This is a genomic window from Burkholderia sp. Bp8992 (assembly GCF_003853705.1).
Taxonomy (GTDB): Bacteria; Pseudomonadota; Gammaproteobacteria; order Burkholderiales; family Burkholderiaceae; genus Burkholderia.
On record NZ_QTQI01000015.1, the window covers coordinates 115,791 to 141,943 of the forward strand.

The window sequence follows — 26,153 nt, forward strand, 5'->3', positions numbered from 1 at the left end:
AATTACGCCGACGCGACGCGCCACACCATGCGCAGCCGCTGCCCGCGGCGGCCGCAACCCGAGCGTCACTGACCGCCCGCGATTTGCCGACCGCCCTGCTCGCTTGCGCAGCGATTTACCGCAACGTCGCGCGCAGCGTCTGCAGATGCTCGACGGACGCCGTCACGCCACCGCAGACGATCACCGCGATGTCCGACGCCTTCTCGAGCACGGGCACCGGCCGCTCGAGCGCGGCCAGCGCGGCGCCGCATGCGGGTTCGACGACGATCCCGTGTTCGTCGAGAAACCGCAGCGATGCGGCCACCGCGTCCGCATCGGACACGACGACGGGATGGATCTCGTGCCGTGTCGCCCATTCGACCGCCGCATCGCACGGCCGCTTCGCGCCGAGCGACGTCGCGATGCTCGCGATCGCGGCCAGTTCGACCGGGCGCCCCTGCGCAAGCGACCGCGCATAGCAGTCGGCGCCTTCCGTTTCGACCGCGACGACCGGCACGTCGTGCCAGCCGTTGCGCGCCAGCCCTTCGAGCACGCCGCACAGCAGCCCGCCGCCGCCGACCGCGAGCACGACCGCAGCGGGCTTCGGTCCGGCCGCCGCCATCTCGTCGATCATCGTCGCGTGGCCCTGCCACAGCACGGGATCGTCGAACGGATGGACGAACGTGTCGTGCTCGCCGAGCGCCGACTGCGCAAACGCGTTCGCCTCGGCCCAGCTCGCGCCATGCACGACCACTTCCGCGCCTTCGACGCGAATCCGTTCGCGCGCGCGGGCCGATGCGCTTTCCGGCACGACGACGAGCACCGGCACGCCGAGTTCGCGGCCGCAATACGCGACCGCGATACCCGCGTTACCGCCCGACGACGACACGAACCGCCGCGCGCCGGCCGCGTGCCGCGCTTCGCAGACGGCACCGATGCCGCGCAGCTTGAACGAGCCCGACGGCTGCAGCGCATCGAGCTTCAGCCGGATGGTGCGGCCGAGCCGGCGGGACGCGATTTGCGAGCGGATATAAGGGGTCGGGATATGAAGCGGCATGGGACGGGGCGCAGTGGGAACGGAGGAAGCGCACGCGACTCGCGAGCAAGCGCGTGCGGCAATGACAGCCATCGTACGGCAGGCCAGCCATGCTTTCCAATACCATCCGGTAGCGTTTGCTATGCTTGGGAGGTATATCTGAAAACCGGAGCGAACACCGCATGCGCCAGATCGAACTGCGTCACTTGCGCTACTTCGTGGCCGTCGCGCAAGCCGGCAGCGTGATGGCCGGCGCCCGCGCGGCCGGCATCGTCCAGCCCGCGCTGTCGCGGCAGATCCGCGAACTCGAGGACGCGATCGGCACGCCGCTGCTGGTCCGCCGCGCGACGGGCGTCACGCTCACGGCGGCCGGCGCGAGCTTCCTGAAGGATGCGACCGGCCTGCTCGCGACGCTGCAGGACAGCCGCGAACGCGCGTTGCGCAGCGCGGCCGGCCAGCTCGGCGAACTGCGGCTCGGCGCGCTGCCGAACTGCCTGCCGCTGCCGATCGTCGCGAACGTGCTCAAGGCGTTTCGCGACGCGTGCCCGGACGTGAAGCTGTCGATCGCGCCGATGCTGTCTGCCGAACAGGCGAGCGCGCTGATGCGCGGCCAGCTCGACGCCGGGATCATGGCGTGGCGTCGCGACGAGGCGCCGCACCTGTCGGGCGTGCGGCTGCTGCGCGACCGCTTCGTGCTCGCGATGCCCGCGCCGCCGGGCGGCCGCTTCGATGCGCCGCGCACGCTGGCCGACGTCGCGGACGAACCGTTCGTCTGGTTCGACGCGCAGCGCTCGGCCGCGCACCACCGGTTCCTGATGGCGCAGTGCCAGCAGGCCGGCTTCACGCCGCGCATCGCGCAGGTCGGCAGCGACATCCCGACGCTGATCGGCCTCGTCGCGGCCGGGATGGGCTGCGCGTTCGTGCCGGAAAGCGCGTCGCCGACCTGCCCGCACACGGTCCGGCTCGTCGCGCTCGACGAGCTGGCGAGCCGCTTCGATATCGAATTCGTGTTCGACGGCGCGGCGGCGGCACCGTCGCCGATCGTCGCGCGGTTTCTCGCGGCCGTACGCAATGCGGCCGGCGAGACGAGATGATCGTGAGCCCTGTGCCGGGTCCGGCTTCGGGTCGGGACAAGGCTGCCGTGCTGGCAAAAAATCTTTCAAAAGCCGACGATTCATATTGCGGCCCCGGAATTTTCAAATTGGCACCAAAAACGGTCGTTTAACGCCGATTCGAATTGCCGCGGGCCGAAATATACTGCGCCCGCATCCAACCCTCGTGCCAAAGAGAGGATGCGTTTCCGCCCCGGTCACGGTCCCCCTGTGGTCGGGGCTTTTTTGCTTTGGTGCCTTGCCTGAAAGGGTTTCCGGCCGTCGCGCAATTCCGGCTCCACGTGATGGAAGGCGCCGGGACGACGAGCCCGAGCGGGATGGCGGCACGTCGCCGGGCAACGTCCGGCGTGTCATGCCGCACGCCCCTCCTCCAGCCGCAACCCGCCTCCGAATCGCGACCGCATGGCGGACGGATCCGTCGCCTGCATTACCAATACCTTTCACAAAAGACACCGTCGCTCGCCAACCGCGCCGGCACAACGCCCACGGGCCTCGCGAGCGCACGGCTCACCGTCCGCATTGTTGACATGAAATCAAGATAATTTCGTCCGCGCGCGGCTTTTTCCGCAAAAGTAATGCAGGCACACTTCGCCCTGTCCGCAACGGTCCCGTGCCGTTGCCCCTCGACTACAGGAGCCCATCGCGTGAACGCCACGACATCTTCTCCTTCCCGCCCGGGCGGCAGCGCCGCGCTGCCGCTGCTGGCGCTCGCCGCCGGTGCGTTCGGCATCGGCACGACCGAGTTTTCGCCGATGGGCCTGCTGCCCGTGATCGCCGACGGCGTGCACGTGTCGATTCCGCAGGCCGGCATGCTGATCAGCGCGTATGCGATCGGCGTGATGGTCGGCGCGCCGATGATGACGCTGCTGCTCGCACGCTGGTCGCGCCGCTCGGCGCTGATCGCACTGATGTCGATCTTCACGATCGGCAACCTGCTGTCGGCCGTCGCGCCGGGCTACACGACGCTGCTGCTCGCCCGCCTCGTGACGAGCCTCAACCACGGCGCGTTCTTCGGGCTCGGCTCGGTGGTCGCGGCCAGCCTCGTGCCGCGCGAGAAGCAGGCGAGCGCGGTGGCGACGATGTTCATGGGCCTCACGATCGCGAACGTCGGCGGCGTGCCGGCCGCGACCTGGCTCGGCCAGATCATCGGCTGGCGCATGTCGTTCGCGGCAACCGCGGGCCTCGGCCTGATCGCGATCGCCGGCCTGTTCGCCGCGCTGCCGAAGGGCGAAGCCGGCAAGATGCCCGACCTGCGCGCCGAACTCTCGGTGCTGACGCGCCCTGTCGTGCTCGGCGCGCTCGCGACGACGGTGCTCGGCGCCGGCGCGATGTTCACGCTCTACACGTATGTCGCGCCGACGCTCGAACACCTGACCGGCGCGACGCCCGGCTTCGTGACCGCGATGCTCGTGCTGATCGGCGTCGGCTTCTCGATCGGCAACATCGCGGGCGGCCGCCTCGCCGACCGTTCGCTCGACGGCACGCTGATCGGCTTCCTGCTGTTGCTGATCGCGACGATGGCTGCGTTCCCGTTGCTCGCCAGCACGCATGTCGGCGCCGCCGTCACGCTGCTCGTGTGGGGTGTCGCGACGTTCGCGGTCGTACCGCCGCTGCAGATGCGCGTGATGCGCGCCGCCCATGAAGCGCCGGGCCTCGCGTCCGCCGTCAACATCGGTGCGTTCAACCTCGGCAATGCAGTGGGCGCGGCTGCCGGCGGTGCGGCGCTCTCGGCCGGGTTCGGCTACGCGGCGGTGCCGCTCGTCGGCGGGCTGATCGCGGCGGCCGGACTGGCGCTCGTCATGCTGCAGGTCACGCAGCGCCGCCGCTCGCCGGCCGCCGCGAACTCGTAAGCGCGGGCAAGGCCCGGACTGCCGAGGCCCGTTCCGCACGCATTTTTACGGCCGCGCGATTGAACTGCACCCCAAAGGGTGGACCTGGATCCAACCTTCGGGGTGTTTTTCATGACGAAATCCGACGAACGTCCCCGACGGCTCGATCAGCGCCCCGCGGCAAACCCGCCGAAGAACGCACGGGCGTTCGCGTCGAGGCTGTCGAGGTGATAACCGCCCTCCTGCACGATCACCGTCGGCACCCCGAGCGCGCCGATCGCGCCGCCGAGCCGCCCGAACCCGTCGGTCGTGACGGCAACCTGCGATTGCGGATCGTCCTTGTAGATGTCGAAGCCGAGCGCGAGCACGAGCGCGTCGGGCTGGAATCGCGCGAGGGCACGCAATGCGTCGTCGAGCCGCTCGAAGAATGCCGATTCCGGCGCACCGTGCGGCATCGGCAGGTTGAGGTTGAAGCCGTCGCCGGCACCCGCACCCGTCTCTTCCTCGTAGCCCGCGACGACCGGGTAGAAGTTGGTCGGATCGCCGTGGATCGATACGTACAGCACATCGTCGCGGCCGTAGAAGATCTCCTGCACGCCCTGCCCGTGATGCATGTCGGTGTCGAGGATCGCGACGCGACGATGGCGACCGAGCAGCGCTTGCGCGGCGATCGCCGCATTGTTCAGGTAGCAGAAGCCGCCGGCTGCATCGCGGCGCGCGTGATGGCCGGGCGGCCGGCACAGCGCGTAGGCCGCGCGCGCGCCGTCGTTGACGTCGGCCGCGGCCGCGAGCGCGTCCTGCGCGGACCAGTACGCGGCGCGCCACGTATTCGCGCCAACCGGGCAGCTGCCGTCGGCGAGATAGCGCGCGGCTTTCGCGAGCACGCCGCGCAACGGGTTCGGGTCGCGCACGAACACATTCGACATCACTTCGTCGCCCCAGTCGTCGGGCATCCGCTTCCAGTCGCGATGCGCCTCCTCGAGAAAGCGCAGGTAGTTCATGTCGTGCACGGCCGCGATCGGCGCGGTGCCGCGGTCGGCCGGTTCGCGCACGTCGAAGTCGAGCGCGCGCACGGCCGCGACGAGCCGCGCCGCGCGTTCGGGCACTTCCTGCGGTTCGCGCATCCGGCCGCGCGACAGATAGCTGCGCGGATGGTGCAGCAGTTGTTCGGGATGGAAATAGGTTTTCATCGTTCGTCCTCGTCGATTCCCCGCGTCACGCGTCGTGCGTGGCGGCCGCCGCCTCGACGCGCGCCGCGATGCCTGCGCGCGCCAGCACCGCATGGAGCAGCACGTTCGTGCCGCGCGTCACGTCGTCGGGCAACGCGTCCTCGGCCTCGTTGTGCGACAGGCCGTCGACGCACGGGATGAACACCATCGCGGTCGGGAAACGGCGCGCGAGCAGGATCGCGTCGTGGCCGGCGCCGCTGACGATCCGCTCGTTCGTGTAGCCGAACGCTTCGGCCGCCTGCGCAACCAGTTCGACGCAGCCGCGGTCGAACGGCGTCGCCGGGCTGCGCCAGCAGGTGTCGATCGCGACCTGCACGCCACGCACGGCGGCAATACGTGCGCACGCATCGCGCAGGTCGCGCTCCATCGCATCGACTTCGGCATCGTCGTGATGGCGCAGGTCGACCGTGAACGTCAGGTCGCCGGCAATGGTGTTGCGCGACGCATTGCGGATCCCGACCTGCCCGATCGTCGCAAGCCCGCGCGGTGCATGGCCGGCGACGATCCTTTCGAGTTCGAGCGCGATCTGTGCGCTCGCGAAATACGCGTCCTTGCGATACGGCATCGGCGTCGTGCCCGCATGCGCGGCCACGCCCGTCACGGTCACGTCGAGCCAGCGGATCGCCTGCCCGCCCGTGACGATGCCGATCGTCGTGCCGTTCGCCTCGAGCACGGGCCCCTGTTCGATATGCGCTTCGAAATACGCGTCGACCGCCCCGCCCGTCGCACGCGTGCCGCGATAGCCGCACGCGTCCAGTGCGGCGCCGAGCGTGACGCCGTCGGCGTCCTGCTTCACGAGCGCTTCGTCGAGCGGCAACGCGCCCGTGAACACGGCCGACCCGAGCATCGCCGGCGCGAAGCGCGCGCCTTCCTCGTTGGTCCAGGACACGATTTCGAGCGGCTTGCCGGTCGCGATGCCCGCGTCGTTCAGCGTGCGCACGAGTTCGAGCGCGGCGAGCACGCCATAGACGCCGTCGAAGCGGCCGCCTTCCGGCTGCGTATCGAGGTGGCTGCCGATCAGCACGGGCGCGGCCTGCGCATCGGTGCCGTCGCGCCGCGCGAACAGGTTGCCGACTGCATCGACGCTCACCGTCATCCCCGAGTCGCGGCACCATTGCGCGAACAGGTCGCGCCCGCGCCGGTCGTCATCGGTGAGCGCGAGGCGCCGCACGCCGCCGCGCGGCGTCGCGCCGACGCGCGCCATGTCGGCCAGGCTCTGCCACAAGCGGGCGCCGTCGATTTCCAGCAGGTCTTTCATGTGCACTCCGGATGAATTCGTTCGTTGAGGTTCAGTGCGAGCCGAGCGCTTCGGCAGCGGCCGGCCGCGCTGCCCGGCGTGCGTCGAGCGCGACGATGCAGAGCAGCGAGATGCCGGCGAGACACGTGTAGAACACCGCGAGCGGCCACCACTGGCCGGCGAAGCGATGCGCGAGCCACGTGCCGACGAGCGGCGTCAGGCCGCCTGCGATCGCGCCGCAGATCTGATACGCGAGCGAGATCGCCGAATAGCGCACGTGGGCGGGAAACACGTCGCTGACGAAGCCCGCGATCACCGAATAGAAGCCGGCCATGCAGACGACCGCGAGCGCGATGCCCGCAATCAGCGATGCGGACGTGCCGCCCTGCACGAGCATGAACATCGGATACGGCGACAGCATCGCGAGCAGCGCCGCGACCTTCAGGAAGCGCGCGCCGCCGATCCGCTCGGCGGTCCAGGCGGCGATCGGCTGCGCGATAAACTGGATGATCGCAACCGCGAACAGGCTGTCGAGGATCAGCGAACGCGACACGCCGACGTACTGCGTCGTGTACGCGATCATGAACGTGTTCGTGAAATAGACGCCCGCGATGCCGATCGTGTTCGCGCCGATGCAGAGCAGCACGAGCCCCGACGCCGAACGGAACACTTCCGCGACCGGCAGCTTCACCGTGCGGTTGGTTTCCTTCACGCGCGCGAATTCCGGCGACTCGTTCACGCCGAGCCGGATCAGGATGCCCACCACGAGCAGCACCGCGCTCGCGAGAAACGGCAGGCGCCAGCCCCACGCGAGGAAGTCGGCCTTGTCCATCGACGTGACCGCGCGGAACGCGATCAGCGACAGGATCAGTCCGGCCGGGCTGCCAAGCTGCGCGAACGATGCGAAAAACGTGCGGCGCCCCTGCGGCGCATGCTCGCCGGCCATCAGCACCGCGCCGCCCCATTCGCCGCCGACCGCGATCCCCTGCACGACGCGCAGCGCGACGAGCAGCACCGGCGCGAGGATGCCGACCTTCGAATAAGCGGGCAGCAGCCCGACGCAGACGGTCGCGACGCCCATCATCATCAGCGTCGTCATGAGTGCCTTCTTGCGGCCGATGCGGTCGCCGAGATGGCCGAAGATCACGCCGCCGAGCGGACGCGCGAAGAAGCCGACCGCGAACGTCGCGAACGATGCCATCGTGCTGACGAACGGGTCGTGCGACGGGAAATAGAGTTCGCCGAACACGAGCGCGGCCGCGGTCGCGTAGATGTAGAAGTCGTACCACTCGATCATCGTGCCGATGAACGCGGCCGTCGCGGCGCGTGCCGGCTGGCGGGCGGAAGGAAGGGACTGGGTCATGCGGGCTCCTGACGCGCGCCGCGGCGGGGCGACACGCAATATCGGGTGATGGCCGTCTGTCGCGGCCTCGCGCCGCACGCTGCGGCGCCCCTCCTTTATCGGTGGCCGCAAATCATTAGTCAAATTTCAAGTTATTATTCGCCGTATAAATTCAACTAATGCCTGCTCGCCGCCCGCCCGGAGACCCGATGCGCCCCGACCTCGCCCCATTCCTGAACGACCGCCTCGACTGGAACCTGCTGCGCACCTACCTGGTGATCATGCAGGAGCGCAGCGTGAGCCGTGCGGCCGCGCGCCTGCACGTGACGCAGCCGGCCGTGAGCCAGGCGCTGCGGCGGCTCGAGGAGACGCTCGAGCGTCGGCTGATCGAGCGGCGCGGCGCACACTTCGCGCCGACGCCGGCCGGCGAAGCCGTGTACCGGATCGCGAGCGACATCTACTGCGGCATCTCGCGCCTCGAAACCGAAATCGACGACAGCACGGCCGACCTGACCGGCTCGATCCGGCTGCTGACGGTGAGCCGCATCGAATCGCCCGTCTACGACGAGTTCCTGGCGGAATTTCATCGCGCGTATCCGCGCATCGACCTGCAGATCGAAGTGATGCGCTCGTCGGACATCCTGTCGTCGCTGCTGCAGAAGACGGCCACGGCCGGGCTCGGCCTGTGCCGCACGCCGCACGACAAGCTGGAGATGCGCTGTTTCCTGCGCCAGCGCTATGCGATCTACTGCGGCCGCCATCACCGGCTGTTCGGGCAGACGCAGTTGCGGATGGACGACCTGCTCGCAGAGAACTTCGTGTCGTTCACGAGCGACCAGATCGGCGACAGCCTGTCGCCGCTCACCGTGTTCCGTGACCAGAAGGGCTTCACGGGCCGCATCGTCGCGTCGTCGCCGAGCCTCGAGGAAGTGCGGCGGCTGATCTTCGCGGGCTACGGAATCGGGTGCCTGCCCGAGCACATCGTGCGCGACGACATCGCGCAGCAGCGGCTGTGGCGGCTGCCGCCCGACGACGGGCTCGTCGACGTCGACGTGTTCCTGCTGTGGCATCGCGACCGCAAGATGAATGCGGCCGAGCATGCGTTTCTCGACGCGATGGAGCGCTGCATGCAGCGCTATTCGCTCGCGGAACGGCTCGGGAAATGACGGCGCGCATGCGCCGGCGGAAGGCGCCGGGCGCACGCGGTCCGGCCCGTCGGCAACGTCAGAAGCGATGCACGATGCCGAGCTGCATGCCGCGCGCATTCGCGCCCGGATACGCGAGCGGCAAGCCGGGGTTCGCTGCGCCGGCGAGCGTGTAGCCGGCCTGGTTGCGGTTGCGCAGGTACGACAGCGCGCCGTAGAAGCTCGTGCGCTTCGACAGGTCGTACTCGTACATCAGCCCGAGCTGGTCCGCATTGTTGCCTTGCGACGACTGGTCGTGCAGGTACGCATAACCGAGCGCGACAGTGTTCGCCGGGTTGAGCTGGTATTTGACCGACAGCCCGTACACGCGCGAATCGATGCCGAGGTCGGCCCACTTCACTGCCGAAAAGCCGCCGTACACGGTGGCCTTGCCGATCTCGTACGATGCGCCGGCCATGATCGTGCGATCGGTCGTGGTCGCCGTCGCGTTCTTCAACCACTGCCCCGCGACGAACGCGCCGAACGGCCCGTGTTCGTAGGTCAGGTCGAACTGCTGGCTGGAGCCGGCCGAGCGCACGCCGCCCGCATCGCCGAACCCGAAGTACAACCCGCCCTGGAAACCGGCGATCTCCGGGCTCTGGTACGACAGCGTGTTGCTCGTGCGGAACGCGAACACGGTCAGGTTGTCCATGCCGGACGCCTGCGTGACGCCGCCGAACGCATCCTGCCCGCCCTGGTCGTTGAACAGCGGCGAATTCTGCCGGCCCGCGCGCACCTTGCCCCACTGCCCTGCGATGCCGACCCACGCCTGCCGGTTGAACAGGCTGCCCGCACTCGCGAGCGAGCCGTTGTTCGGGTTGAAGCCGTTCTCCAGCGCGAACTCGATCTTCTGGCCACCGCCGATATCCTCGCCGCCCTTCAATCCGAACCGGCTGCCCCACTGGCCACCCGAGTTGAGCGCCGCCGTATAGCCGTTACCCGTATTCACGACCTGCGCGAATTCGTCGATCACGCCGTACAGCGTGACGCCGTCCTGCGCGAGCGCGGTTCCCGATGCGGCGAGGCACGCGGCTGCGACCGTCGTGCGAAGACCGGCGTGCACCGGCCGCGCTCGGCAATCGCTGCCGTGCGCTTCAATATATTTAGTCATACTATTTAATAAACGAAGAATGAAACGATGCCGGGCGCGGCAATCACGCCGTACCGGTATCGCGGGAATGGGAATCGGTCGGGTCGGCCCGGCGCAGACGGCGCCGGGCTCGACGCTCAGGCCGGCAACGCGCCGGCCCGATGCGCGAGATGCGCGGTCAGTGGTGAACTTCGCCGCGTTCGAGCGGCAGGATCAGGCGTTCGGGAATGCTGCGACGCGACGCGCGCGCGCCGATGTAATACAGCACGGCCGGCACGATCAGCCCGAGGATCCACGAGATGTCGGTACCGCCGAGCGCATCGACGAGCGGCCCCGTGTAGATGTGCGTCGACATGAACGGCAGCTGCACCAGGATGCCGATGACGTAGATCGTGATCGCCATCACGTTCCAGCGGCCGTAGCGGCCGTCCGGATCGGACAGCGCAGGCACGTCGTAGCGCGAGCGCGTGAAGCAGTAGTAGTCGACCAGGTTGATCGCGCTCCACGGCGTGAAGAACGCGAGCAGGAACAGGATGAACGCGGTGAATTCCTTCAGGAACGAATGACGGCCCGCGAGCGCGATCAGCGTCGACACGCAGATCATCCCGAAGATGTACACGAGGCGGCTCTTCGACGACACCGCGCCCTTGCCGCGGAAGCCGCTGACGATCGTCGCCATCGACATGAAGCTGCCGTACGCGTTGAGCGCCGTCACGGTCACCTTGCCGAACGCGATGCTGAAGTACAGCAGCGCGGCCACGGCGCCCGTCGAGCCGAGCCCGACGATATACGACACTTCATGGTGCGCGAACTGGCTGCCGGCCAGCGCGGCCGCGAACACGCCGAACACCATCGCCGCCTGCGCGCCGATCACCGAGCCGAGGCCGACCGCGAGGAACGTCGCGACCGACGACGTCGAGCGCGGCAGGTAGCGCGAATAGTCGGCGACGTACGGGCCGAACGCGATCTGCCACGACGCGGACAGCGACATCGACAGCAGGAAGCTCGCGAGCGAGAAATGACGGTTGGCGAGCAACGCGCCGACGTCGTGGTTCGCGAACAGCTGCGCGAACATGTAGACGAACGCGACGATGCCGACCACGCTCGCGATCCGGCCGACGAGGTGGATCGCGCGGTAGCCGAACACGGTCAGCACGACGATCACGGCCGCGAACAGCAGGATGCCGGCTGCGTCGTCGACGTGCAGCAGCTGTGCGACGGCCTGCCCGGCCAGCACCGAGCCGCTCGCGGAAAAACCGATATACATCAGGCACACCAGGACGATCGGGATCATCGCGCCGTATACGCCGAACTGCACGCGGCTCGAGATCATCTGCGGCAGCCCGAGCTGCGGCCCCTGCGCGCCGTGCAGCGCCATCACGGCGCCGCCGACGAGCTGGCCGAGCAGCAGCGCGACCAGCGACCAGAACACGTCGCCGCCGAGCACGACCGCGAGTGCGCCCGTGACGATGGCCGTGATCTGCATGTTCGCCGACAGCCACAGCGTGAACTGGCTCAGCAGGCCGCCATGGCGCTCGGCATCGGGAATGAAGTCGATCGAGCGTACCTCGATCAGTCCGCCGGCTTTTCCACTGGAATTCGTTGACACGGGTCAATCTCCAAAATACTCAGGACCACACATGGTTTGAACGGGACAGGATGCTGCGAGCCGCCCTTTCGGCTCTGCGGGTGCGGGGCGCCGTGGATCGCCGGCATGCGCCACGCACGCACGGTCAGCACGCTGGCGCGCAAGCGGCACGACGTGTGCCGACATTGCCAGCGGATGATCTTGTATATACAACTTGCGAGATATCGGTAATTACCCGGAATCGACCGATTTTCGAAATCGTCCGAGCAAGCGTCGTGCAGGCGGGCCATTTCGCCGCCAGTCGGGCATCGTGAAAACGAAAGGTCAGGTACCGGCCGGTGCTGCCTGGTCAGGCTCGGCCGTCATGTCGCCGGCGGGAAACAGGTTCAGCATGCGCCGTGCGGCTTCGACGTCGCGCGTGTGCAGCCATTCGTCGTAATCGTCGCTGCGCAGGATCACGACGCCGCGCTTCTCGTCGCCGGGCCGATGCATTCGCGCGAACAGCGGATGAGCGTCGGCGTTCACCGTGAGCATCGTCATGCCGATGCATGCGCGCCCGTCGCCGTCTTCGTAGCGGCGCCAGATACCGGCGACGCAATACGGCTGCCAGCCGTCGATGCCGATCCGGTGCCACACGTTGCGGCCGGTCTCGTAGCACGGCTCGCAGATCCAGCGCACCGGGATCAGGCAGCGCTGGCCGTTGCGCCAGGCATTCGCGTAGAGACGCGACGTGCCGACCGTTTCCGCGCGCGCATTCACCGTGTCGAGCTTCTTTTTCTTCCGGCCGTGCTCGTCGAACCGCTCGGGCTGCATGAATTTCGGCCAGAAGCCGAACACGGCCGCCACGACCGCGAGACCATCGCCGTCGGCGCAGGCGACGGGCGCCGCGTAATCGGGATACACGTCGGGTGCCCACGGGTCGCGACGATACAGATCGCCGATGCCGATCTTCAGTTCGCTGATGCCCGGGTCTTCACCGGGAGCGCGGTAGTGAGTGCACACGGTCGGGCGGACGATGGACGCAATGTCTCCATCGTAGATCAGCGCACGTGCAGGGACGGCACTATCGCTTTGTATGACGAAACAGTTTTACAAACCGACGACGACCCGCGCGCCGGCCGCTCGATGCCGTCGCGCGCAGCCCGTTGCGCGTCAGACGAGCCGGTCCGATGCGACGACGTGAACGCCCGGCCGCGCGTCGATCGCGGCATCGACCAGCGCACGCGCGATCCGCGACGCGGGGTTCACGCGCCACTTCGCCGGCAGCACCGGCCCGAGCGCGTTCAGCGCAAACACGAACAGCCGTTCGCCGAACCTGAATTCATCGCGGCTGCCGCCGATCAGGCCCGGCCGCACATAGGTGAGCGACGCAAACCCGACGCCGGCCAGTGCCTGCTCCACCTCGCCCTTCACGCGGTTGTAGAAGATACGCGATGCGGCATCCGCGCCGAGTGCGGAATTCAGCACATAGGTCGGCGTGCCGTGCCGGTGCGCGTGGCGCGCGACCGCCAGCGGATAGTCGCGATCGACGCGCCGGAAGGCCGCCCGCGAGCCGGCGGCCCGCATCGTCGTGCCGAGCGTGCAAACGACCGCATCGGCCTGCCACCAGTCGGCCGCGTCGGGCAACTGGTCGAAATCGACCTCCAGCGCGCGCATCTTCGGATGCGGCGACAGCGGCCGGCGCGCGAGGACGACCACCTGATCGACCCGCGAATCGGCAAGCGCGACTTCGAGGACGTGGCGCCCGACGAGTCCGGTCGCGCCGACAAGCAGCAGTTTCATGTCCGCTTCTTCCGTGTGAAGCCTGCGTTGGCGGGCCCGATGCGGCCCGGTTTCCGGCTATCGACATGATCGTCGGCTGGCGCAGCGCCGGCAACCCTCCCCTCGTCTCGAAAAATTACGGCGCTATCAGGTGGGGGCCGGCGCGATGGAATGCGGCTTGGCTGGCGTGACATGCGCACCGGTCCGCGTGTCGCGCGCATTCACGCATTGCGCGGCGAGTGCATGGTCATCGAATGTGCCGCCGCCGCAGCACGAATCGGCATGGACGGCCCAAGCGCCGCCGATGCGTGCGTGACGCATCGGCAGCGCCTGTCAGGCTTGCCCGTCAGATGTGCAACGCGTGGCCGAGCGCACGCAGTGCGGCTTCCTGCAGCGCCTCGCCGAGCGTCGGATGCGCATGGATCGTGCCGCCGATGTCCTCCAGCCGCGCGCCCATCTCGAGCGACTGCGAGAACGCCGCGGCGAGTTCCGACACGCCGCGCCCAACGGCTTGCCAGCCGACGATCAGGTGATTGTCGCGCCGCGCGACGACGCGCACGAACCCGTCGGTCGCCTGCAGCGTCATCGCGCGCCCGTTCGCCGCGAACGGGAACGACGCGCTCAGGCAATCGACGCCGGCTGCGTGCGCATCGTCCGGCGACCAGCCGGCCGTCACGATCTCGGGATCGGTGAAGCACACGGCCGGGATCGACGCCGGCACGAACTGGCGGCGCCGGCCGGCAATCAGCTCGGCGACCATCTCGCCTTGCGCCATCGCGCGATGCGCGAGCATCGGCTCGCCGGCAACATCGCCGATCGCCCACACGTTGCGCATCGACGTCCGGCATTCGTCGTCGATCCGCAGCGCGCGGCCGTTGCGATCGAGCTGCAGCGTCTCGAGCCCGAAACCGTCGACGCGCGGCCGGCGGCCGACGGCCACCAGCACGCGATCGGCCGGCAGCACCTGCTCGGCGCCGTCGGCAGCCTGCACGCGCACCGCGCCGTGCTCCGCCAGCCCGAGCACCTTGTGGCCGAGCCACGGCCTGACCCCGAGCCGTGCGAGCGAATCGGCCACCGGCCGCCCGAGTTCCGCATCGTACGCAGGCAGCACGCGGTCGGCCGCTTCGACGATGCTGACGTCGACCCCGAGCTTGCGATAGACGGTCCCGAGTTCGAGCCCGATATACCCGGCCCCGACGACGACCAGCCGCTTCGGCAGCGTCGCGGGCGACAGTGCCTCGGTCGACGACACGACGTGCCCGCCGAACGGCATCGTCGGCAGCGCGACCGGCTCGGAACCGGTCGCGAGCAACAGGTGTTCGCAACTGACCCGCACCGAATGGCCGCCGGTGACGACATCGACGGTCTTGCCGTCGACCACGTGTGCATCGCCATGCAGCACGCGCACGCCGTTCTTCTTGAGCAGCGCGCCGACGCCGCGCGTCAGCCGGTCGACGATGCCGTCCTTCCACGCGACGCTTTTCGCAATGTCGATCTCGGGCGTGCGCACGCGGATCCCGAGCGCGCCCTCGCCCGCATGACCGCACGCCTGTTCGAACGCGTCGGCCACGTGGATCAGCGCCTTCGACGGAATGCAGCCGATATTCAGGCACGTGCCGCCGAGCCGTTCGCGCTCGACCAGCACGGTCGGGATGCCGAGCTGGCCGGCGCGGATCGCGGCGACGTAGCCGCCCGGGCCGCCGCCGATGACGAGCAAGGTGGTGTGTTCGTTCTTCATCGCGCTCACTCCACGAACAGCAGGGCCGGGCGTTCGAGCACCGCGCGCACGGCCTGGATGAATTCGGCCGCGTCCGCGCCGTCGACGACGCGATGATCGAACGACGACGACAGGTTCATCATCTTGCGCGCGACGACCGCGCCGTCGCGGATCATCGGCCGCTCGACGATCCGGTTCACGCCGACGATGCCGACCTCCGGATGATTGATGACCGGCGTCGACACGATGCCGCCGAGCGCACCGAGGCTCGAGATGGTGATCGTCGAACCGCTCAGCTCGTCGCGCTGCGCGCGGTTCGCGCGCACTGCATCGGCGAGCCGTGCGATTTCCGCCGAGATCGACCACACGTCGCGCGCTTCCGCATGCCGCAGTACGGGTACCGTGAGGCCGCCGTCCGTCTGCGTCGCGACACCCATGTGCACGGCACCGTAGCGCGTGACGACGCCCGCTTCGTCGTCGAAGCGCGCGTTGATCTGCGGGAAGTCGCGCAGCGCGATCACCATCGCGCGGATCAGCAGCGGCAGCGGCGTGAGCTTGCCGCGCGCATCGCCATGGCGCCGGTTCAGTTCCGTGCGCAACGATTCGAGCTCGGTGACGTCGATTTCCTCGACGTAGCTGAAGTGCGGGATGCGGCGCTTGGCTTCCTGCATCTTGCGCGCGATCGCACGCCGCAAGCCGATCACCGGCACGTCCGTTTCGTCGTTGCGCTCCTCGTAGCCATGCGTGTGCGACGCACGCGCCGCGCCACCGCCGGAGCCCGCATATGCGTCGAGATCCGCATGCAGGATCCGCCCTGCTTCACCGGTGCCGCGCACATAGCGCAGCTCGATCCCCATGTCCCATGCGCGCTGACGCACGGCCGGCGACGCGAGCGGCCGTTCGCCCGGCGCGAGCGCCGCGCGCGGCTGCGTCGTAGATTGCGCCGCACGACGCGGCTCCGCGGGTGCGCGCTGCGGCGCGGGCCGGGCGGGCGGTTCGGCCGGCACCTCGGCCGCCGGCTTCGACGGCGCTGCCGCGACCGCGACCGGTGCGGTTTCCACCTTTGTTTCTCGCACCGGTGCGCCGGCCTTCAGGTTGCCGCTGCCTTCGACCTCGAGGCGAATCAGCTCGCTGCCGACCGCCATCATCTCGCCGATCCGGCCGCCCAGTTCGAGCACCTTGCCCGTCACCGGCGACGGAATCTCGACCGCCGCCTTGTCGGTCATCACGTCGGCGAGCGGCTGGTCTTCCTTGATCACCTGCCCGACTTCCACATGCCAGGCCACCAGCTCGACCTCGGCAATCCCTTCGCCGATATCCGGCATCTTGATGACATGAATCCCCATCTCACGCCTCCATCACGCGTCGCAACGCTTCACCGACCCGGGTCGGGCCCGGAAAGTACGCCCATTCCTGCGCATGCGGATACGGCGTGTCCCAGCCTGTCGTGCGCTCGACCGGCGCTTCGAGGTGATAGAAGCAGTGCTCCTGAACCAGCGACACGAGCTCCGCGCCATAACCGCAGGTGCGCGTCGCCTCGTGCACGACGACGCAACGCCCGGTCTTGCGCACCGACGCGACGACCGTGTCGAGGTCGAGCGGCCACAGCGTGCGCAGGTCGATCACCTCCGCATCGATGCCCGTCTCCTCGGCCGCGGCGAGCGACACGTGCACGGTCGTGCCGTACGTCAGCACCGTCACGTCGCTGCCGGGCCGCACGATGGCGGCCGTATCGAGCGGCACCGTGTAGTAGCCCTCGGGCACCGCGCTCGCCGGATGCTTGAGCCACGACGTGACCGGCCGTTCGTGATGACCGTCGAACGGCCCGTTGTACAGCCGCTTCGGCTCGAGGAAGATCACCGGGTCATCGTTTTCGATCGATGCGATCAGCAGCCCTTTCGCGTCGTACGGATTCGACGGCATCACCGTGCGCAGCCCGCACACCTGCGTGAACATCGCCTCCGGGCTCTGGCTGTGCGTCTGGCCGCCGTAGATGCCGCCGCCGCACGGCATGCGGATCGTCATCGGCGCGGTGAACTGGCCGGCCGAGCGATAGCGCAGCCGCGCGCCTTCCGACACGATCTGGTCGGACGCCGGGTAGAAATAGTCGGCGAACTGGATCTCGCACACGGGGCGCAGCCCGTACGCGCCCATCCCGACCGCCGCGCCGACGATCCCGCCTTCCGAGATCGGTGCATCGAACACGCGCGACTTGCCGTATTTGTTCTGCAGTCCTTCGGTACAGCGGAATACGCCGCCGAAATACCCGACGTCCTGCCCGAACACGACCACGTCGCTGTCGCGGCCGAGCATTACGTCCATCGCGGAGCGCAGCGCCTGGATCATCGTCATCGGCTGCGTCGCCGTGCCTGTCTCGTGTTGCGCCATGATCATGCTCCCAGTTCCTGGCGCTGACGGCGCAGGTGCGCGGGCAGCTCCTTGTACACGTCGTCGAACATCGAGGCCGGCGATGGAATCCGGTCGTCGGCCAGCGTCCCGTATTTCTCCGCTTCCTTCTGCGCGGCGATCACCTCGGCTTCGAGCTCGGCCGTCAGCGCGTCGTGCGCGCTGTCCGACCAGATGCCCTTCACGATCAGGTGACGCTTGAAGCGCTCGATCGGGTCGCCGAGCGGGAAATGGGACCAGTCGTCGCTCGGCCGGTACTTGGTCGGGTCGTCCGACGTCGAGTGCGCCCCCGCACGGTAGGTGACCCACTCGATCAGCGTCGGGCCGAGATTGCGGCGCGCGCGTTCGGCCGCCCAGCTCGACGCCGCGTAGATCGCGAGGAAATCGTTGCCGTCGACGCGCAGCGACGCGATCCCGCAGCCGACGCCGCGCCCGGCGAAGGTCGTGCCCTCGCCGCCCGCGATCGCCTGGAACGTCGAGATCGCCCACTGGTTGTTGACGACGTTCAGCACGACCGGTGCGCGGTACACGTGCGCGAACGTCAGCGCGGTGTGGAAGTCGGCTTCGGCCGTCGCGCCGTCGCCGATCCACGCGGACGCGATCTTCGTGTCGCCCTTGATCGCCGACGCCATCGCCCAGCCGACCGCCTGGATGAACTGCGTCGCGAGGTTGCCGGAAATGGAGAAGAAGCCGGCTTCGCGATCCGAATACATCACCGGAAGCTGGCGGCCCTTCAGCGGGTCGCCCTCGTTCGACATCAGCTGGCAGATCATCCGCTCGAGCGATACGTCGCGCGCGATCAGGATGCTCTGCTGCCGGTAGGTCGGGAAGCACATGTCGCCGTCGCGCAGCGCCATCGCGTGCGCGGTGCCGATCGCCTCTTCGCCGAGGCTCAACATGTAGAAGGAGATTTTCTTCTGGCGCTGCGCGATCATCATGCGCGCGTCGAAAATGCGGGTCTTGAGCATCGCGCGCAGCCCGGCGATCAGTCGCGCATCGTCGAGATCGGGCGCCCACGGGCCGACGGCCTTGCCGCTGTCGTCGAGCACGCGCACCAGGCTGCGGGCGAGGTCGGCGGTGTCTGCCGCGGCTACGTCGATCGGCGGGCGGCGGACTGCGCCGGCCGGCGATAGATGCAGATAGGAAAAATCCGTCTTGCAGCCCGGGCGCCCGGTGGGCTCCGGCACATGCAGACGCAATGGCTCTGACAGGCTCATCGTGTCGTCTCCACGCTCGATTGTGTCTCACGCTGATTAGGAACGCGCGGCCGGTTGCCGGCCTGCGCGCGGGCTGACGCGCGGATAAGCACGTCAACCTTGGAAATCTATGCCTTGCGGCGCCGGACGTCGATGTCCAAGCCGCTCGATTGCAGTGAGCAGATTTGCCATGTCGGGCGCGGGAGGGAGGCCCGGCGGGCCTGTCCCGGCTGGCCGCCGCTCGATGCCATGCTGCGCTGCATCGAGCGTTGACGGGAATGGGCAGACAATGAGCGTGCCGCAGCCGGTGGCGGCCAGGTCGGACGAATCTCGAGCTTGCCCGGGGGGATACCTCCCCGCCTCCGGGCAAACTTCGGGTTCAGTGTCCTTGTGCAGGTGTGAATACGCCGCGAAAGCGCATCTTCCCCGACGCGAGGCGGTCGTAGGCTTCGGTCGCGTCGTCCAGTGCGAATGTCTCGACGATCGGCTTGACCCGGCCTTTGGCGGCAAGCTCCAGCACTTCGCTCAGATAGCGCAAACCGCGATGCGTGGAGCCGATGACCTGCTGACGCATCATGTGGAACGGCTTGCGCGCCGACGCGATCGAGAACGGCTTCGTGAAGTCGAGCCCGCAGAGGATCACGCGGCCGTCGACCCGCAACCCGGCCATCGCTTCCTCTGCAGTACTGAATTCGTTGGTCGTGACGAGCAGCACGTCTGCGCCGCCTGCCTCGCGAAGTTCTTCGCCGTTCGCGACGACCTGGTCCGCGCCCAGCCGGATCGCCAGTTCGCGCTTGTCCTCGGAGTGCGTGATCGCGATGGTCTCGAAACCGCAGGCCCGCGACAGCTGCAGCGCCACGTGTCCCAATCCGCCGATTCCGAGCACGGCGACCTTCTCATGCGGTTGCGGCGCCGCGTCGCGCAAGCCGCTCCACGTCGTGTAGCCGGCGCACATCATCGGCGCGGCATCGACATAGGTCAGTCCGTCGGGCAGCAGCACCGTCCCCTCGGCCGCGACGGCGATGTACTCCGCATGTCCGCCCTGCGCAGCAAACCCGGTGGTCCGCGGCGCGTCGCAGTTCACGGCCGTCTGACCGGAAAGCGGACGATTCTCGCGACAGTACGCGCAGCGCCCGCATGCGGACTGCACCCACGTCGTGCCGATCCGGTCGCCCACCTTGCGCGCATGGACGCCGGCACCGACTTCGACAATTTCGCCGACGACCTCGTGGCCGGGTGTCTGCGGGTAAATGTCGCCGCCGTAACCTTGCGTTGCCCAGACATCCGTGTAGCACATCCCCGACGCATGAACCTTCACCAGCACCTGCCCCGGCCCGGCTACCGGCACCGGCACTTCCCACACTTCCCAGGGGCGATTGGCGCCGGTCATCACGACCGCCTTCATCTTCATTGCTTGCTCCTTTTTCAACCGAACGTAGGGTGCATTGCGTGGTCCGCCTGCGCACGCAGCCGCCGCGGCGCTGGCGCCGCAACCGGCCGTTGCGTTGACGGACGCCCTAGTCTAAAAAAGGCGCATTATCATGACAATCTCGCCAATCTTTACGTCACGATGAATTCCGCTCATCAATTGAAAAGCGGCGATCTCCTCTCGCTCAACGTGTTCCTTGCCGCGGCAACGCACCTCAGCTTTCGCGCGGCATCGATCGCGCTCGACGTCACGCCGTCTGCGATCAGCCATTCGATCAAGAGCCTCGAGCAGCGCCTGGGCGTTCGCCTGTTCAACCGCACGACCCGCAGCGTGTCGCTGACGGATGCCGGCGAGCGCCTCCTCGAGAAACTCCGTCCGGCAATCTCGTCGGTGGCCGACGCGATGCTCGCGGTCGACGGGATGCGCGACACGCCCAGCGGCACCGTGCGCATCAACGCCAGCGAAGGCGCGATCCGCATGGTGCTGAAGCCGGTGCTCGCGCGCTTCCTGCGCGACTACCCGCAGGTTCATCTCGACATCGTGACGGACGGGAAACTCGGCGACATCGTCGCCGGCGGATTCGATGCGGGGATCCGGCTGGCCGAAGCCGTGCCGCAAGACATGATCGCGGTTCGCGTGTCCGAACCGGTGCGGTTCGCCGCCGTCGCTTCACCGGCCTATTTCGCCGCGCGCGGGCGCCCCGGCGTCCCGCAGGATCTGCACCGGCACGACTGCATTCGCTTTCGCTTCGACAGCGGCGCGATCTACCGCTGGGAGTTCGAGCGCCGTGGCGTCGTTGAAACGGTCAATGTCGGCGGCCCGCTCACGCTGACCGACCAGCCCTTGATGGTCGATGCCGCGATCGACGGCATCGGGATCGCGTTCGTGCCCGATCATCTCGTCCACGATGCACTGCGCGACGGGCTTCTCGAACGTGTGTTGACCGACTGGTGTCCGGTCATGCCGGGACTGTGCCTGTATTACCCCGGCCATCGCCATGTTTCCGGCGGGTTGCGCGCGCTGATCGACACGTTGAGGGTTCAGTCGGCAAGCGCCGGTCCGGAACGCCGCGCGGCCGGGCGCCCCGAGTAGCGAAACGATAGGGAGCCCGCTCGCCGCGCGTTCAGGTGCTGCGGCGCGACCGCAGCTGTACCCCCTGCAACGCGGCACCAAGCACGAAGATGCCCAGCCACGCGACGAGCGACCCGCGCACGATGGGAGATTCGGGACCGTCCGCAAGCGGATGACCGATCGGCAACCGCGTCAGCGTCTCGTTGATCCCGGGAACCAGCAACAGAAAGAAACTGAACGAAAATGCGAACTGGGCCAGGTACGGCCGCGCGCGCCCCAGCATTTCGATGCGCGGAACGAGGAGTCCGCCCGCTGTCGCGATCAGCGCCAGGATGCCGAGGGCATGCCCGGCATTGAAGCCGCCCGTGCTGGACAAGCCAAACGACGTGAACACCGATATCACCATTCCTGCGACGTAAAGCCTGGCTGACCGCGTCGTGCTGTCGATCTTCTGATATCGGGCGAAGCTGTAGAGGCCCGCGGCGAACGTCGCGAGGCTGACGATGGTGTGACCGGCACCCAGAGTGGAAATGGGATGAGGCATAAGACGACGACTCCTTCTGAAAAAATCGGCCCCGATCGCCGCGACACGGGTGCCCCCACGGCACACGGAAGCATTCGAGCGGCCTTGCATTTCACTTGCTCCGCATGCAGCCAGATTGTCCCGATCGTGCGGGCTCTCCGGGATCGGTCAAATGACCGACCCCGGACAGCGTCACGCAACTGAGGGCCCCCGCGCTGTCGCGTATGATCGGTCACTCGTCCCCGCGATTTTCCAAGCCGAACCCGATGTTCAACACCGAAGCCAGCCACGCCGCACTGCGCATATTCGATTCCGTGAAGGCCATCGCTTTCATCGGCGACCTGAGCATGGGACAACCGACCGACCACTCGCTTCGCACCGCGTGGCTGGGGGTACGCCTCGCGGACGCAGCAGGACTGGGCGCATCGGTTTGCAATACGGTTCGTGAGGCGTCGCTGCTTCGCTGGTCGGGTTGCACGGCGAATGCACCCGGTTTCGCGGAAGTGTTCGGCGACGACATCGCGATCCGCACGGCGATGCTCGAGAACAGGGCCGGCATGGCCGAGGCAATCGAAAGCGCCGGCGCGTCGATGATGAAACTCGCACGGATTCACTGCGAAGTATCCGGCGAGGTCGCGCAAATACTGGGGCTCTCGACAGCGACGGAAACGGCGCTGCGCCATATTTTCGCGGCGTGGGACGGCAACGGCTTCCCGGCACAACTCGCACGCGAACAGGTACCCGTTGCCGTGCCGGTCGTTGCGCTTGCCGGCGATCTGGAGGTGTTGAGTCGCACATATGGCGTCGAGCCGGCCCTGGGGCTGATCAGGCAGCGTGCAGACTCGCGGTATCCGGCGCACCTCGTCGATACGACGGTTCGTCACGCGGAGGCCTGGCTGGCGGAACTGGCGCGCTCGTCGCCGGCCGAGTTCGATATCGCACTGGCAACGTCCGATATGCAGCGGATGACATCCGCGGAACTGATCGCCGACATCGTCGACCTGAAATTGCCGTGGATGACGGGGTTTTCACGTGCCGTCGCGACGACGGCGGCCGACTGTCATGCGCGACTCAAACCGGATGATGCGGGGCGTTCGCTCGTTTACCTGGCCGGACTGATTCACGGCATCGGCAGGGCCGCCGTGCCGAACGACGTATGGAACCTGCCTGCGACGCTGCCGGCAAGCGCGTGGGAGAAGGTGCGGCTGGTACCGTACTGGACCGAACGCGCCGGCAAGCAATCCGGCGCGCTGAGCCAGGCCGCCCTGCTTGCGTCGCTTGCGTACGAGCGGCTGGACGGTTCAGGATATTTCCGCGGCGCTCACGCCCCGGCGTTGACGCTGGAAGCGCGCGTACTGGCGGCGTCGGTCGCGTGGGTCGCGTTGCGATCGCCGCGCCCCTGGCGCGCCGCGCTGCCCGACGACGCGGCCACCCGCCTGCTGCGGGACGAAGCGGCCAATGGCCGGCTATGCGGCGAAGCGGTCGGCGTGCTGACGTCGGCATCGATCCCCGTCGCCCGACGCGTATCCAGAAACGCGCCGGCCGGTGCCGGCCTGTCCGAGCGAGAGATCGACGTGCTGCGTGTGATCTCGCGCGGAGCGAGCAACAAGGAGGCTGCGCGGGAACTGACCATCAGCCCGAGCACGGTACGCACGCATGTCGAAAGCGTGTTTCGCAAGCTTGGCTGTTCGACGCGCGCAGCAGCGACGCTCAAGGCATCGTCAATGGGCCTGATCTGAAGGCGTGGCGTGGCGCCGGTTTGCGTCGACGACGCTAGCCGCACGGCCCGGTGTCCGGTACGCCGCCCGCCTGAATCGGGTCGTCACGCGTGCGAAAGAGGCATGCTCCTGCCGGCCCGCTTATTGCGGCGCGCGATCGATCATGCGTCGGGGCGCAAGAGGTCGAAGCGGCTGTCGGGCGTCACGTATGCATAGGCCGACGGGCCGCCCGCACGAAGAATGATGCCCGCGCCGAACGTGTCGAAGATGCCGTCCTTCAGCAGATCACGGCGGATATGGACGGCGACGACCTCGCCCAGCACCAGCGTGGCCGGCGTCTCGACACCGCGATGATCGCGCAGGCGGATCACGTCGGTCACCTTGCATTCGAAATTCACACCGCTTTCCGCGACGCGCGGCACGTCGACGAGGCGCGACGGCACCGCCGTCAAGCCACCGAGTTCGAATTCATTCACGTCGTACGGCACCGCCGCACAGGTCTGGTTCATCCGCTCGGCGAGATCGCGCGTCGCAAGGTTCCACACGAACTCGCCGGTTTCCTGCACGTTGCGCAGGCTGTCCTTCGCGGCGGTGCTCGAAAAACCGATGATCGGCGGGCGATAGTTGAACGCGTTGAAGAAACTGTACGGCGCGAGGTTCAGCGTGCCGTCGCTGCCGCGGGACGAGATCCAGCCGATCGGGCGCGGACCGACGATCGCGTTCAACGGATCGTGCGGCAGCCCGTGGCCTTGCGAGGGTTCGTAATAGTGATGGGTCGAGTCGGTCATGACGGATCGGATGGCGAGAGGCGAACGACGGGGAAGCGGTCGGCGGAACGCGTTTGGCGGTGGCGACGCAGGCGCCGGTGCGACGTGCGTGCCAGTATCACATGGTGTCGCTTTCGGCGCAGTGAAGTGCATCATGAACCGCGCTGGCGTGCCGCGGCAGATGCCTGCGCCAAATAAAAAACCCGCGAGCGCTGTATTTCTCGCGGGTTTTTTCACCTACATCGAATCGATTCGCGTCAACGCAATCGATGGTGCCGGGGACCGGACTTGAACCGGCAAGCCAGTTAAGGCGGCGGATTTTCGTCACACTGCTTCTTTCAAAGCCGGCGTCGCGTGAGCGATGCCGTTCGTGCGCTGGACTATGCCTTCACCGTCGCGCGCGGGCGTGACCGCTGCCCGTGCGCCTTAGGCGCCCCCCGTCTAGTCTCTACACCTTCCTCGCGAATACCGCGAGGCTTGGCTCGGCGTTGCCTCGATGCGCACATCAGGGGTTTCGCCGAATTTGAAGGGTTCTGCACCGACCGTTTCCGACCGGGCACTCAATCGTTTAAGTCCGCTATGTTTACCAATTTCATCACCCCGGCAAGAGGGCGGACGCGATTCTACCATTGCTTGCGCATGCGTTCCCTTATTCCGCCGCGCTCCTCGCGCCCGGCGCGTGTCATCACCACCGATACGACACATCCGCCGATTTTCTCCCGCGCCGCAACATCCCCGATACAATCGGGTCCGCGTCGTCCGACGGCCCCAACCGTCTGATGTTTGTATCGTGCTTCTTGCGAAACAAGCGTCTCTTGCGTCATCGCGAAGTCACAAACGTTTTCGATAATTTCCCGGCCGAAAACGTTTACATCGCATGACTTCATGACCTCGACCATCAAGGACGTCGCTGCCCTCGCGGGCTTCTCGATCGCCACCGTTTCGCGTGCGATCAATGCCCCGCATACCGTCAGCCCCGCGACGCTGCAGACGATCCGCACCGCGATCGAAACGCTGCAGTTCCGCCCGAGCCCGCTCGGCCGCCAACTGCGCGGCGAGCGCACGCGGCTCGTCGGCGTCGTCGTGCCGACGCTGTCGAACCCCGTGTTCGCCGACTGCCTGCAAGGCATCGACGCGCTCGCGACCGCGGCCGGTTTCAAGCTGATCCTGATGACGACCGAATACGACGCGGCGCGCGAGCGTCACGCGATCGAGACGCTGCGCGAGCAGCGCGTCGAAGGGCTGATCCTCACCGTCGCCGATGCGGACACGCACCCGCTGCTCGACATGCTCGATCGCGACGGCCCGCACTACGTGCTGATGCACAACGACACGCAACGCCGCCCGTCGGTATCGGTCGACAACCGCCGCGCCGCGTATGACGGCGTGCAACGGCTGACCGCGCACGGCCATCGCCGCGTGCTGATGCTGGCCGGCTCGCTCGCCGCGTCGGACCGCGCACGCCAGCGTCATCTCGGTTATGCGCAGGCGCTCGAGGAAGTCGGCGTGGCCGCGCTGCCGCCCGTCGAAGTCGACTTCAACGCGCCCGAGCTGCCCGATGCGGTGCTCGCGCATCTCACCGCGCACGCCACACGTCCGACCGCCCTCTTCTGCAGCAACGACCTGCTCGCGATGGTCGTGATGCGCGGCCTGCGCCGCGCGGGTTTCTCGATTCCCGACGACCTGTCGGTGCTCGGCTTCGACGGCATCGCGATCGGCGAGTTGCTCGCGCCGCCGCTCGCGAGCGTCGCGACGCCGAACCGCGACATCGGCCGCCACGCGTGGCAGCGCCTCGTCGAATGCATCGGCGGCGCGGCGATCGAGCGCACGTCGACGATCCTGCCGCACACGGTGCGCGACGGTGCGACGATTGCGCCGCCGGCCACCGACCTGCAATTGCGCAACGCCTGAGCGCCGAACGCACGCGCCGCGCGGCTAC

General features: G+C 67.8%; 22 protein-coding genes. 7 read left to right on the plus strand and 15 right to left on the minus strand.

From position 1 onward, the window contains the following. Positions 1 to 115 precede the first annotated feature (115 nt). Positions 116 to 1,036, minus strand: a complete 921-nt coding sequence (locus DIE03_RS22100) for a pyridoxal-phosphate dependent enzyme (protein WP_124454004.1) — start codon at positions 1,034 to 1,036, stop codon at positions 116 to 118. Between the two features lie 161 nt (positions 1,037 to 1,197). Between DIE03_RS22100 and DIE03_RS22105 the strand changes: the two genes are divergently transcribed. Together DIE03_RS22105 and DIE03_RS22110 are read left to right on the plus strand one after the other, a co-directional pair. Then, positions 1,198 to 2,109: a LysR family transcriptional regulator gene (locus DIE03_RS22105; protein ID WP_124454006.1), complete on the plus strand. Its 912-nt coding sequence runs from the start codon at positions 1,198 to 1,200 to the stop codon at positions 2,107 to 2,109. Positions 2,110 to 2,771: 662 nt separating this feature from the next. Next, positions 2,772 to 3,977, plus strand: coding sequence for an MFS transporter (locus DIE03_RS22110; protein WP_124454008.1), 1,206 nt, complete (start codon positions 2,772 to 2,774; stop codon positions 3,975 to 3,977). Positions 3,978 to 4,123: 146 nt separating this feature from the next. On the opposite strand, the gene DIE03_RS22115 is transcribed toward DIE03_RS22110, so the two are convergent. From DIE03_RS22115 to DIE03_RS22125, 3 genes are read right to left on the minus strand one after another with little or no spacing between them, the layout of a single operon-like run. After that, entirely contained in the window at positions 4,124 to 5,146 is a 1,023-nt protein-coding gene (locus DIE03_RS22115) for a histone deacetylase family protein (protein ID WP_124454010.1), read from the minus strand. Positions 5,147 to 5,171: 25 nt separating this feature from the next. Continuing rightward, on the minus strand, positions 5,172 to 6,443 hold the full coding sequence (locus DIE03_RS22120) for a Zn-dependent hydrolase (RefSeq protein ID WP_124454012.1): 1,272 nt from the start codon (positions 6,441 to 6,443) through the stop codon (positions 5,172 to 5,174). A gap of 31 nt (positions 6,444 to 6,474) precedes the next feature. Next, positions 6,475 to 7,785 (minus strand): MFS transporter, encoded by a 1,311-nt coding sequence (locus DIE03_RS22125; protein WP_124454014.1) that lies wholly within the window; start codon positions 7,783 to 7,785, stop codon positions 6,475 to 6,477. A 188-nt stretch (positions 7,786 to 7,973) separates the two neighbouring features. Between DIE03_RS22125 and DIE03_RS22130 the strand changes: the two genes are divergently transcribed. After that, entirely contained in the window at positions 7,974 to 8,930 is a 957-nt protein-coding gene (locus DIE03_RS22130) for a LysR family transcriptional regulator (RefSeq protein ID WP_124454016.1), read from the plus strand. A gap of 58 nt (positions 8,931 to 8,988) precedes the next feature. On the opposite strand, the gene DIE03_RS22135 is transcribed toward DIE03_RS22130, so the two are convergent. From DIE03_RS22135 to DIE03_RS22180, 9 genes are all read right to left on the minus strand, one after another. Then, the gene (locus tag DIE03_RS22135; RefSeq protein ID WP_124454018.1) at positions 8,989 to 10,059 is read right to left on the minus strand and encodes a porin; all 1,071 of its coding nucleotides are present in this window, start codon (positions 10,057 to 10,059) and stop codon (positions 8,989 to 8,991) included. A 157-nt stretch (positions 10,060 to 10,216) separates the two neighbouring features. Further along, positions 10,217 to 11,647 carry a cytosine permease gene (locus DIE03_RS22140; RefSeq protein ID WP_124454020.1) on the minus strand — a complete coding sequence of 477 codons (1,431 nt, stop codon included), beginning with the start codon at positions 11,645 to 11,647 and terminating at the stop codon, positions 10,217 to 10,219. A 303-nt stretch (positions 11,648 to 11,950) separates the two neighbouring features. Continuing rightward, positions 11,951 to 12,628, minus strand: coding sequence for an SOS response-associated peptidase family protein (locus DIE03_RS22150; RefSeq protein WP_124454024.1), 678 nt, complete (start codon positions 12,626 to 12,628; stop codon positions 11,951 to 11,953). Between the two features lie 150 nt (positions 12,629 to 12,778). Continuing rightward, positions 12,779 to 13,408, minus strand: coding sequence for an NAD(P)H-binding protein (locus DIE03_RS22155; protein ID WP_124454026.1), 630 nt, complete (start codon positions 13,406 to 13,408; stop codon positions 12,779 to 12,781). 325 nt (positions 13,409 to 13,733) lie between these two features. Continuing rightward, positions 13,734 to 15,125 carry a dihydrolipoyl dehydrogenase gene (lpdA, locus tag DIE03_RS22160; RefSeq protein ID WP_124454028.1) on the minus strand — a complete coding sequence of 464 codons (1,392 nt, stop codon included), beginning with the start codon at positions 15,123 to 15,125 and terminating at the stop codon, positions 13,734 to 13,736. Positions 15,126 to 15,130: 5 nt separating this feature from the next. Next, positions 15,131 to 16,450 (minus strand): dihydrolipoamide acetyltransferase family protein, encoded by a 1,320-nt coding sequence (locus DIE03_RS22165; RefSeq protein WP_124454029.1) that lies wholly within the window; start codon positions 16,448 to 16,450, stop codon positions 15,131 to 15,133. A 1-nt stretch (position 16,451) separates the two neighbouring features. After that, the gene (locus DIE03_RS22170; protein ID WP_124454145.1) at positions 16,452 to 17,492 is read right to left on the minus strand and encodes an alpha-ketoacid dehydrogenase subunit beta; all 1,041 of its coding nucleotides are present in this window, start codon (positions 17,490 to 17,492) and stop codon (positions 16,452 to 16,454) included. 2 nt (positions 17,493 to 17,494) lie between these two features. Beyond that, positions 17,495 to 18,727, minus strand: a complete 1,233-nt coding sequence (locus DIE03_RS22175; RefSeq protein WP_124454032.1) for a 3-methyl-2-oxobutanoate dehydrogenase (2-methylpropanoyl-transferring) subunit alpha — start codon at positions 18,725 to 18,727, stop codon at positions 17,495 to 17,497. A 358-nt stretch (positions 18,728 to 19,085) separates the two neighbouring features. Further along, complete coding sequence (locus DIE03_RS22180) at positions 19,086 to 20,117, minus strand: alcohol dehydrogenase catalytic domain-containing protein (protein WP_221623695.1); 1,032 nt, start codon at positions 20,115 to 20,117, stop codon at positions 19,086 to 19,088. A gap of 159 nt (positions 20,118 to 20,276) precedes the next feature. On the opposite strand from DIE03_RS22180, the gene DIE03_RS22185 reads away from it, so the two are divergent. Continuing rightward, the gene (locus tag DIE03_RS22185; RefSeq protein WP_124454149.1) at positions 20,277 to 21,227 is read left to right on the plus strand and encodes a LysR family transcriptional regulator; all 951 of its coding nucleotides are present in this window, start codon (positions 20,277 to 20,279) and stop codon (positions 21,225 to 21,227) included. A gap of 31 nt (positions 21,228 to 21,258) precedes the next feature. Here the strand turns inward: DIE03_RS22185 and DIE03_RS22190 are convergent, their stop codons facing one another. Continuing rightward, the gene (locus DIE03_RS22190) at positions 21,259 to 21,750 is read right to left on the minus strand and encodes a hypothetical protein (RefSeq protein ID WP_124454034.1); all 492 of its coding nucleotides are present in this window, start codon (positions 21,748 to 21,750) and stop codon (positions 21,259 to 21,261) included. Positions 21,751 to 21,995: 245 nt separating this feature from the next. On the opposite strand from DIE03_RS22190, the gene DIE03_RS22195 reads away from it, so the two are divergent. Further along, positions 21,996 to 23,468: an HD domain-containing phosphohydrolase gene (locus tag DIE03_RS22195; protein ID WP_124454036.1), complete on the plus strand. Its 1,473-nt coding sequence runs from the start codon at positions 21,996 to 21,998 to the stop codon at positions 23,466 to 23,468. 140 nt (positions 23,469 to 23,608) lie between these two features. Here DIE03_RS22195 and DIE03_RS22200 read toward each other — a convergent pair whose 3' ends face one another. Further along, positions 23,609 to 24,235 carry a flavin reductase family protein gene (locus tag DIE03_RS22200; protein WP_124454038.1) on the minus strand — a complete coding sequence of 209 codons (627 nt, stop codon included), beginning with the start codon at positions 24,233 to 24,235 and terminating at the stop codon, positions 23,609 to 23,611. 133 nt (positions 24,236 to 24,368) lie between these two features. Here DIE03_RS22200 and DIE03_RS38365 point away from each other — a divergent pair, with 133 nt between their 5' ends. Both DIE03_RS38365 and DIE03_RS22215 read left to right on the plus strand, forming a co-directional pair. Next, positions 24,369 to 24,506 carry a hypothetical protein gene (locus tag DIE03_RS38365; protein ID WP_185658194.1) on the plus strand — a complete coding sequence of 46 codons (138 nt, stop codon included), beginning with the start codon at positions 24,369 to 24,371 and terminating at the stop codon, positions 24,504 to 24,506. A 593-nt stretch (positions 24,507 to 25,099) separates the two neighbouring features. Further along, positions 25,100 to 26,125 carry a substrate-binding domain-containing protein gene (locus DIE03_RS22215; protein WP_124454042.1) on the plus strand — a complete coding sequence of 342 codons (1,026 nt, stop codon included), beginning with the start codon at positions 25,100 to 25,102 and terminating at the stop codon, positions 26,123 to 26,125. The last annotated feature ends 28 nt before the right edge of the window (positions 26,126 to 26,153 follow it).

Bases quoted from the DNA above. Each gene is read 5' to 3' on its own strand.
- DIE03_RS22130 (WP_124454016.1), top strand. From the start codon at position 7,974: ATGCGCCCCGACCTCGCCCCATTCCTGAACGACCGCCTCGACTGGAAC.
- DIE03_RS22185 (WP_124454149.1), top strand. From the start codon at position 20,277: ATGAATTCCGCTCATCAATTGAAAAGCGGCGATCTCCTCTCGCTCAAC.
- DIE03_RS22115 (WP_124454010.1), bottom strand. From the start codon at position 5,146: ATGAAAACCTATTTCCATCCCGAACAACTGCTGCACCATCCGCGCAGC.
- DIE03_RS22190 (WP_124454034.1), bottom strand. From the start codon at position 21,750: ATGCCTCATCCCATTTCCACTCTGGGTGCCGGTCACACCATCGTCAGC.
- DIE03_RS22155 (WP_124454026.1), bottom strand. From the start codon at position 13,408: ATGAAACTGCTGCTTGTCGGCGCGACCGGACTCGTCGGGCGCCACGTC.
- DIE03_RS22100 (WP_124454004.1), bottom strand. From the start codon at position 1,036: ATGCCGCTTCATATCCCGACCCCTTATATCCGCTCGCAAATCGCGTCC.
- DIE03_RS22120 (WP_124454012.1), bottom strand. From the start codon at position 6,443: ATGAAAGACCTGCTGGAAATCGACGGCGCCCGCTTGTGGCAGAGCCTG.
- DIE03_RS22105 (WP_124454006.1), top strand. From the start codon at position 1,198: ATGCGCCAGATCGAACTGCGTCACTTGCGCTACTTCGTGGCCGTCGCG.
- DIE03_RS22170 (WP_124454145.1), bottom strand. From the start codon at position 17,492: ATGGCGCAACACGAGACAGGCACGGCGACGCAGCCGATGACGATGATC.
- DIE03_RS22175 (WP_124454032.1), bottom strand. From the start codon at position 18,727: ATGAGCCTGTCAGAGCCATTGCGTCTGCATGTGCCGGAGCCCACCGGG.
- DIE03_RS22195 (WP_124454036.1), top strand. From the start codon at position 21,996: ATGTTCAACACCGAAGCCAGCCACGCCGCACTGCGCATATTCGATTCC.
- lpdA (WP_124454028.1), bottom strand. From the start codon at position 15,125: ATGAAGAACGAACACACCACCTTGCTCGTCATCGGCGGCGGCCCGGGC.
- DIE03_RS22200 (WP_124454038.1), bottom strand. From the start codon at position 24,235: ATGACCGACTCGACCCATCACTATTACGAACCCTCGCAAGGCCACGGG.
- DIE03_RS22165 (WP_124454029.1), bottom strand. From the start codon at position 16,450: ATGGGGATTCATGTCATCAAGATGCCGGATATCGGCGAAGGGATTGCC.
- DIE03_RS22125 (WP_124454014.1), bottom strand. From the start codon at position 7,785: ATGACCCAGTCCCTTCCTTCCGCCCGCCAGCCGGCACGCGCCGCGACG.
- DIE03_RS38365 (WP_185658194.1), top strand. From the start codon at position 24,369: ATGAACCGCGCTGGCGTGCCGCGGCAGATGCCTGCGCCAAATAAAAAA.
- DIE03_RS22180 (WP_221623695.1), bottom strand. From the start codon at position 20,117: ATGAAGATGAAGGCGGTCGTGATGACCGGCGCCAATCGCCCCTGGGAA.
- DIE03_RS22135 (WP_124454018.1), bottom strand. From the start codon at position 10,059: ATGACTAAATATATTGAAGCGCACGGCAGCGATTGCCGAGCGCGGCCG.
- DIE03_RS22215 (WP_124454042.1), top strand. From the start codon at position 25,100: ATGACCTCGACCATCAAGGACGTCGCTGCCCTCGCGGGCTTCTCGATC.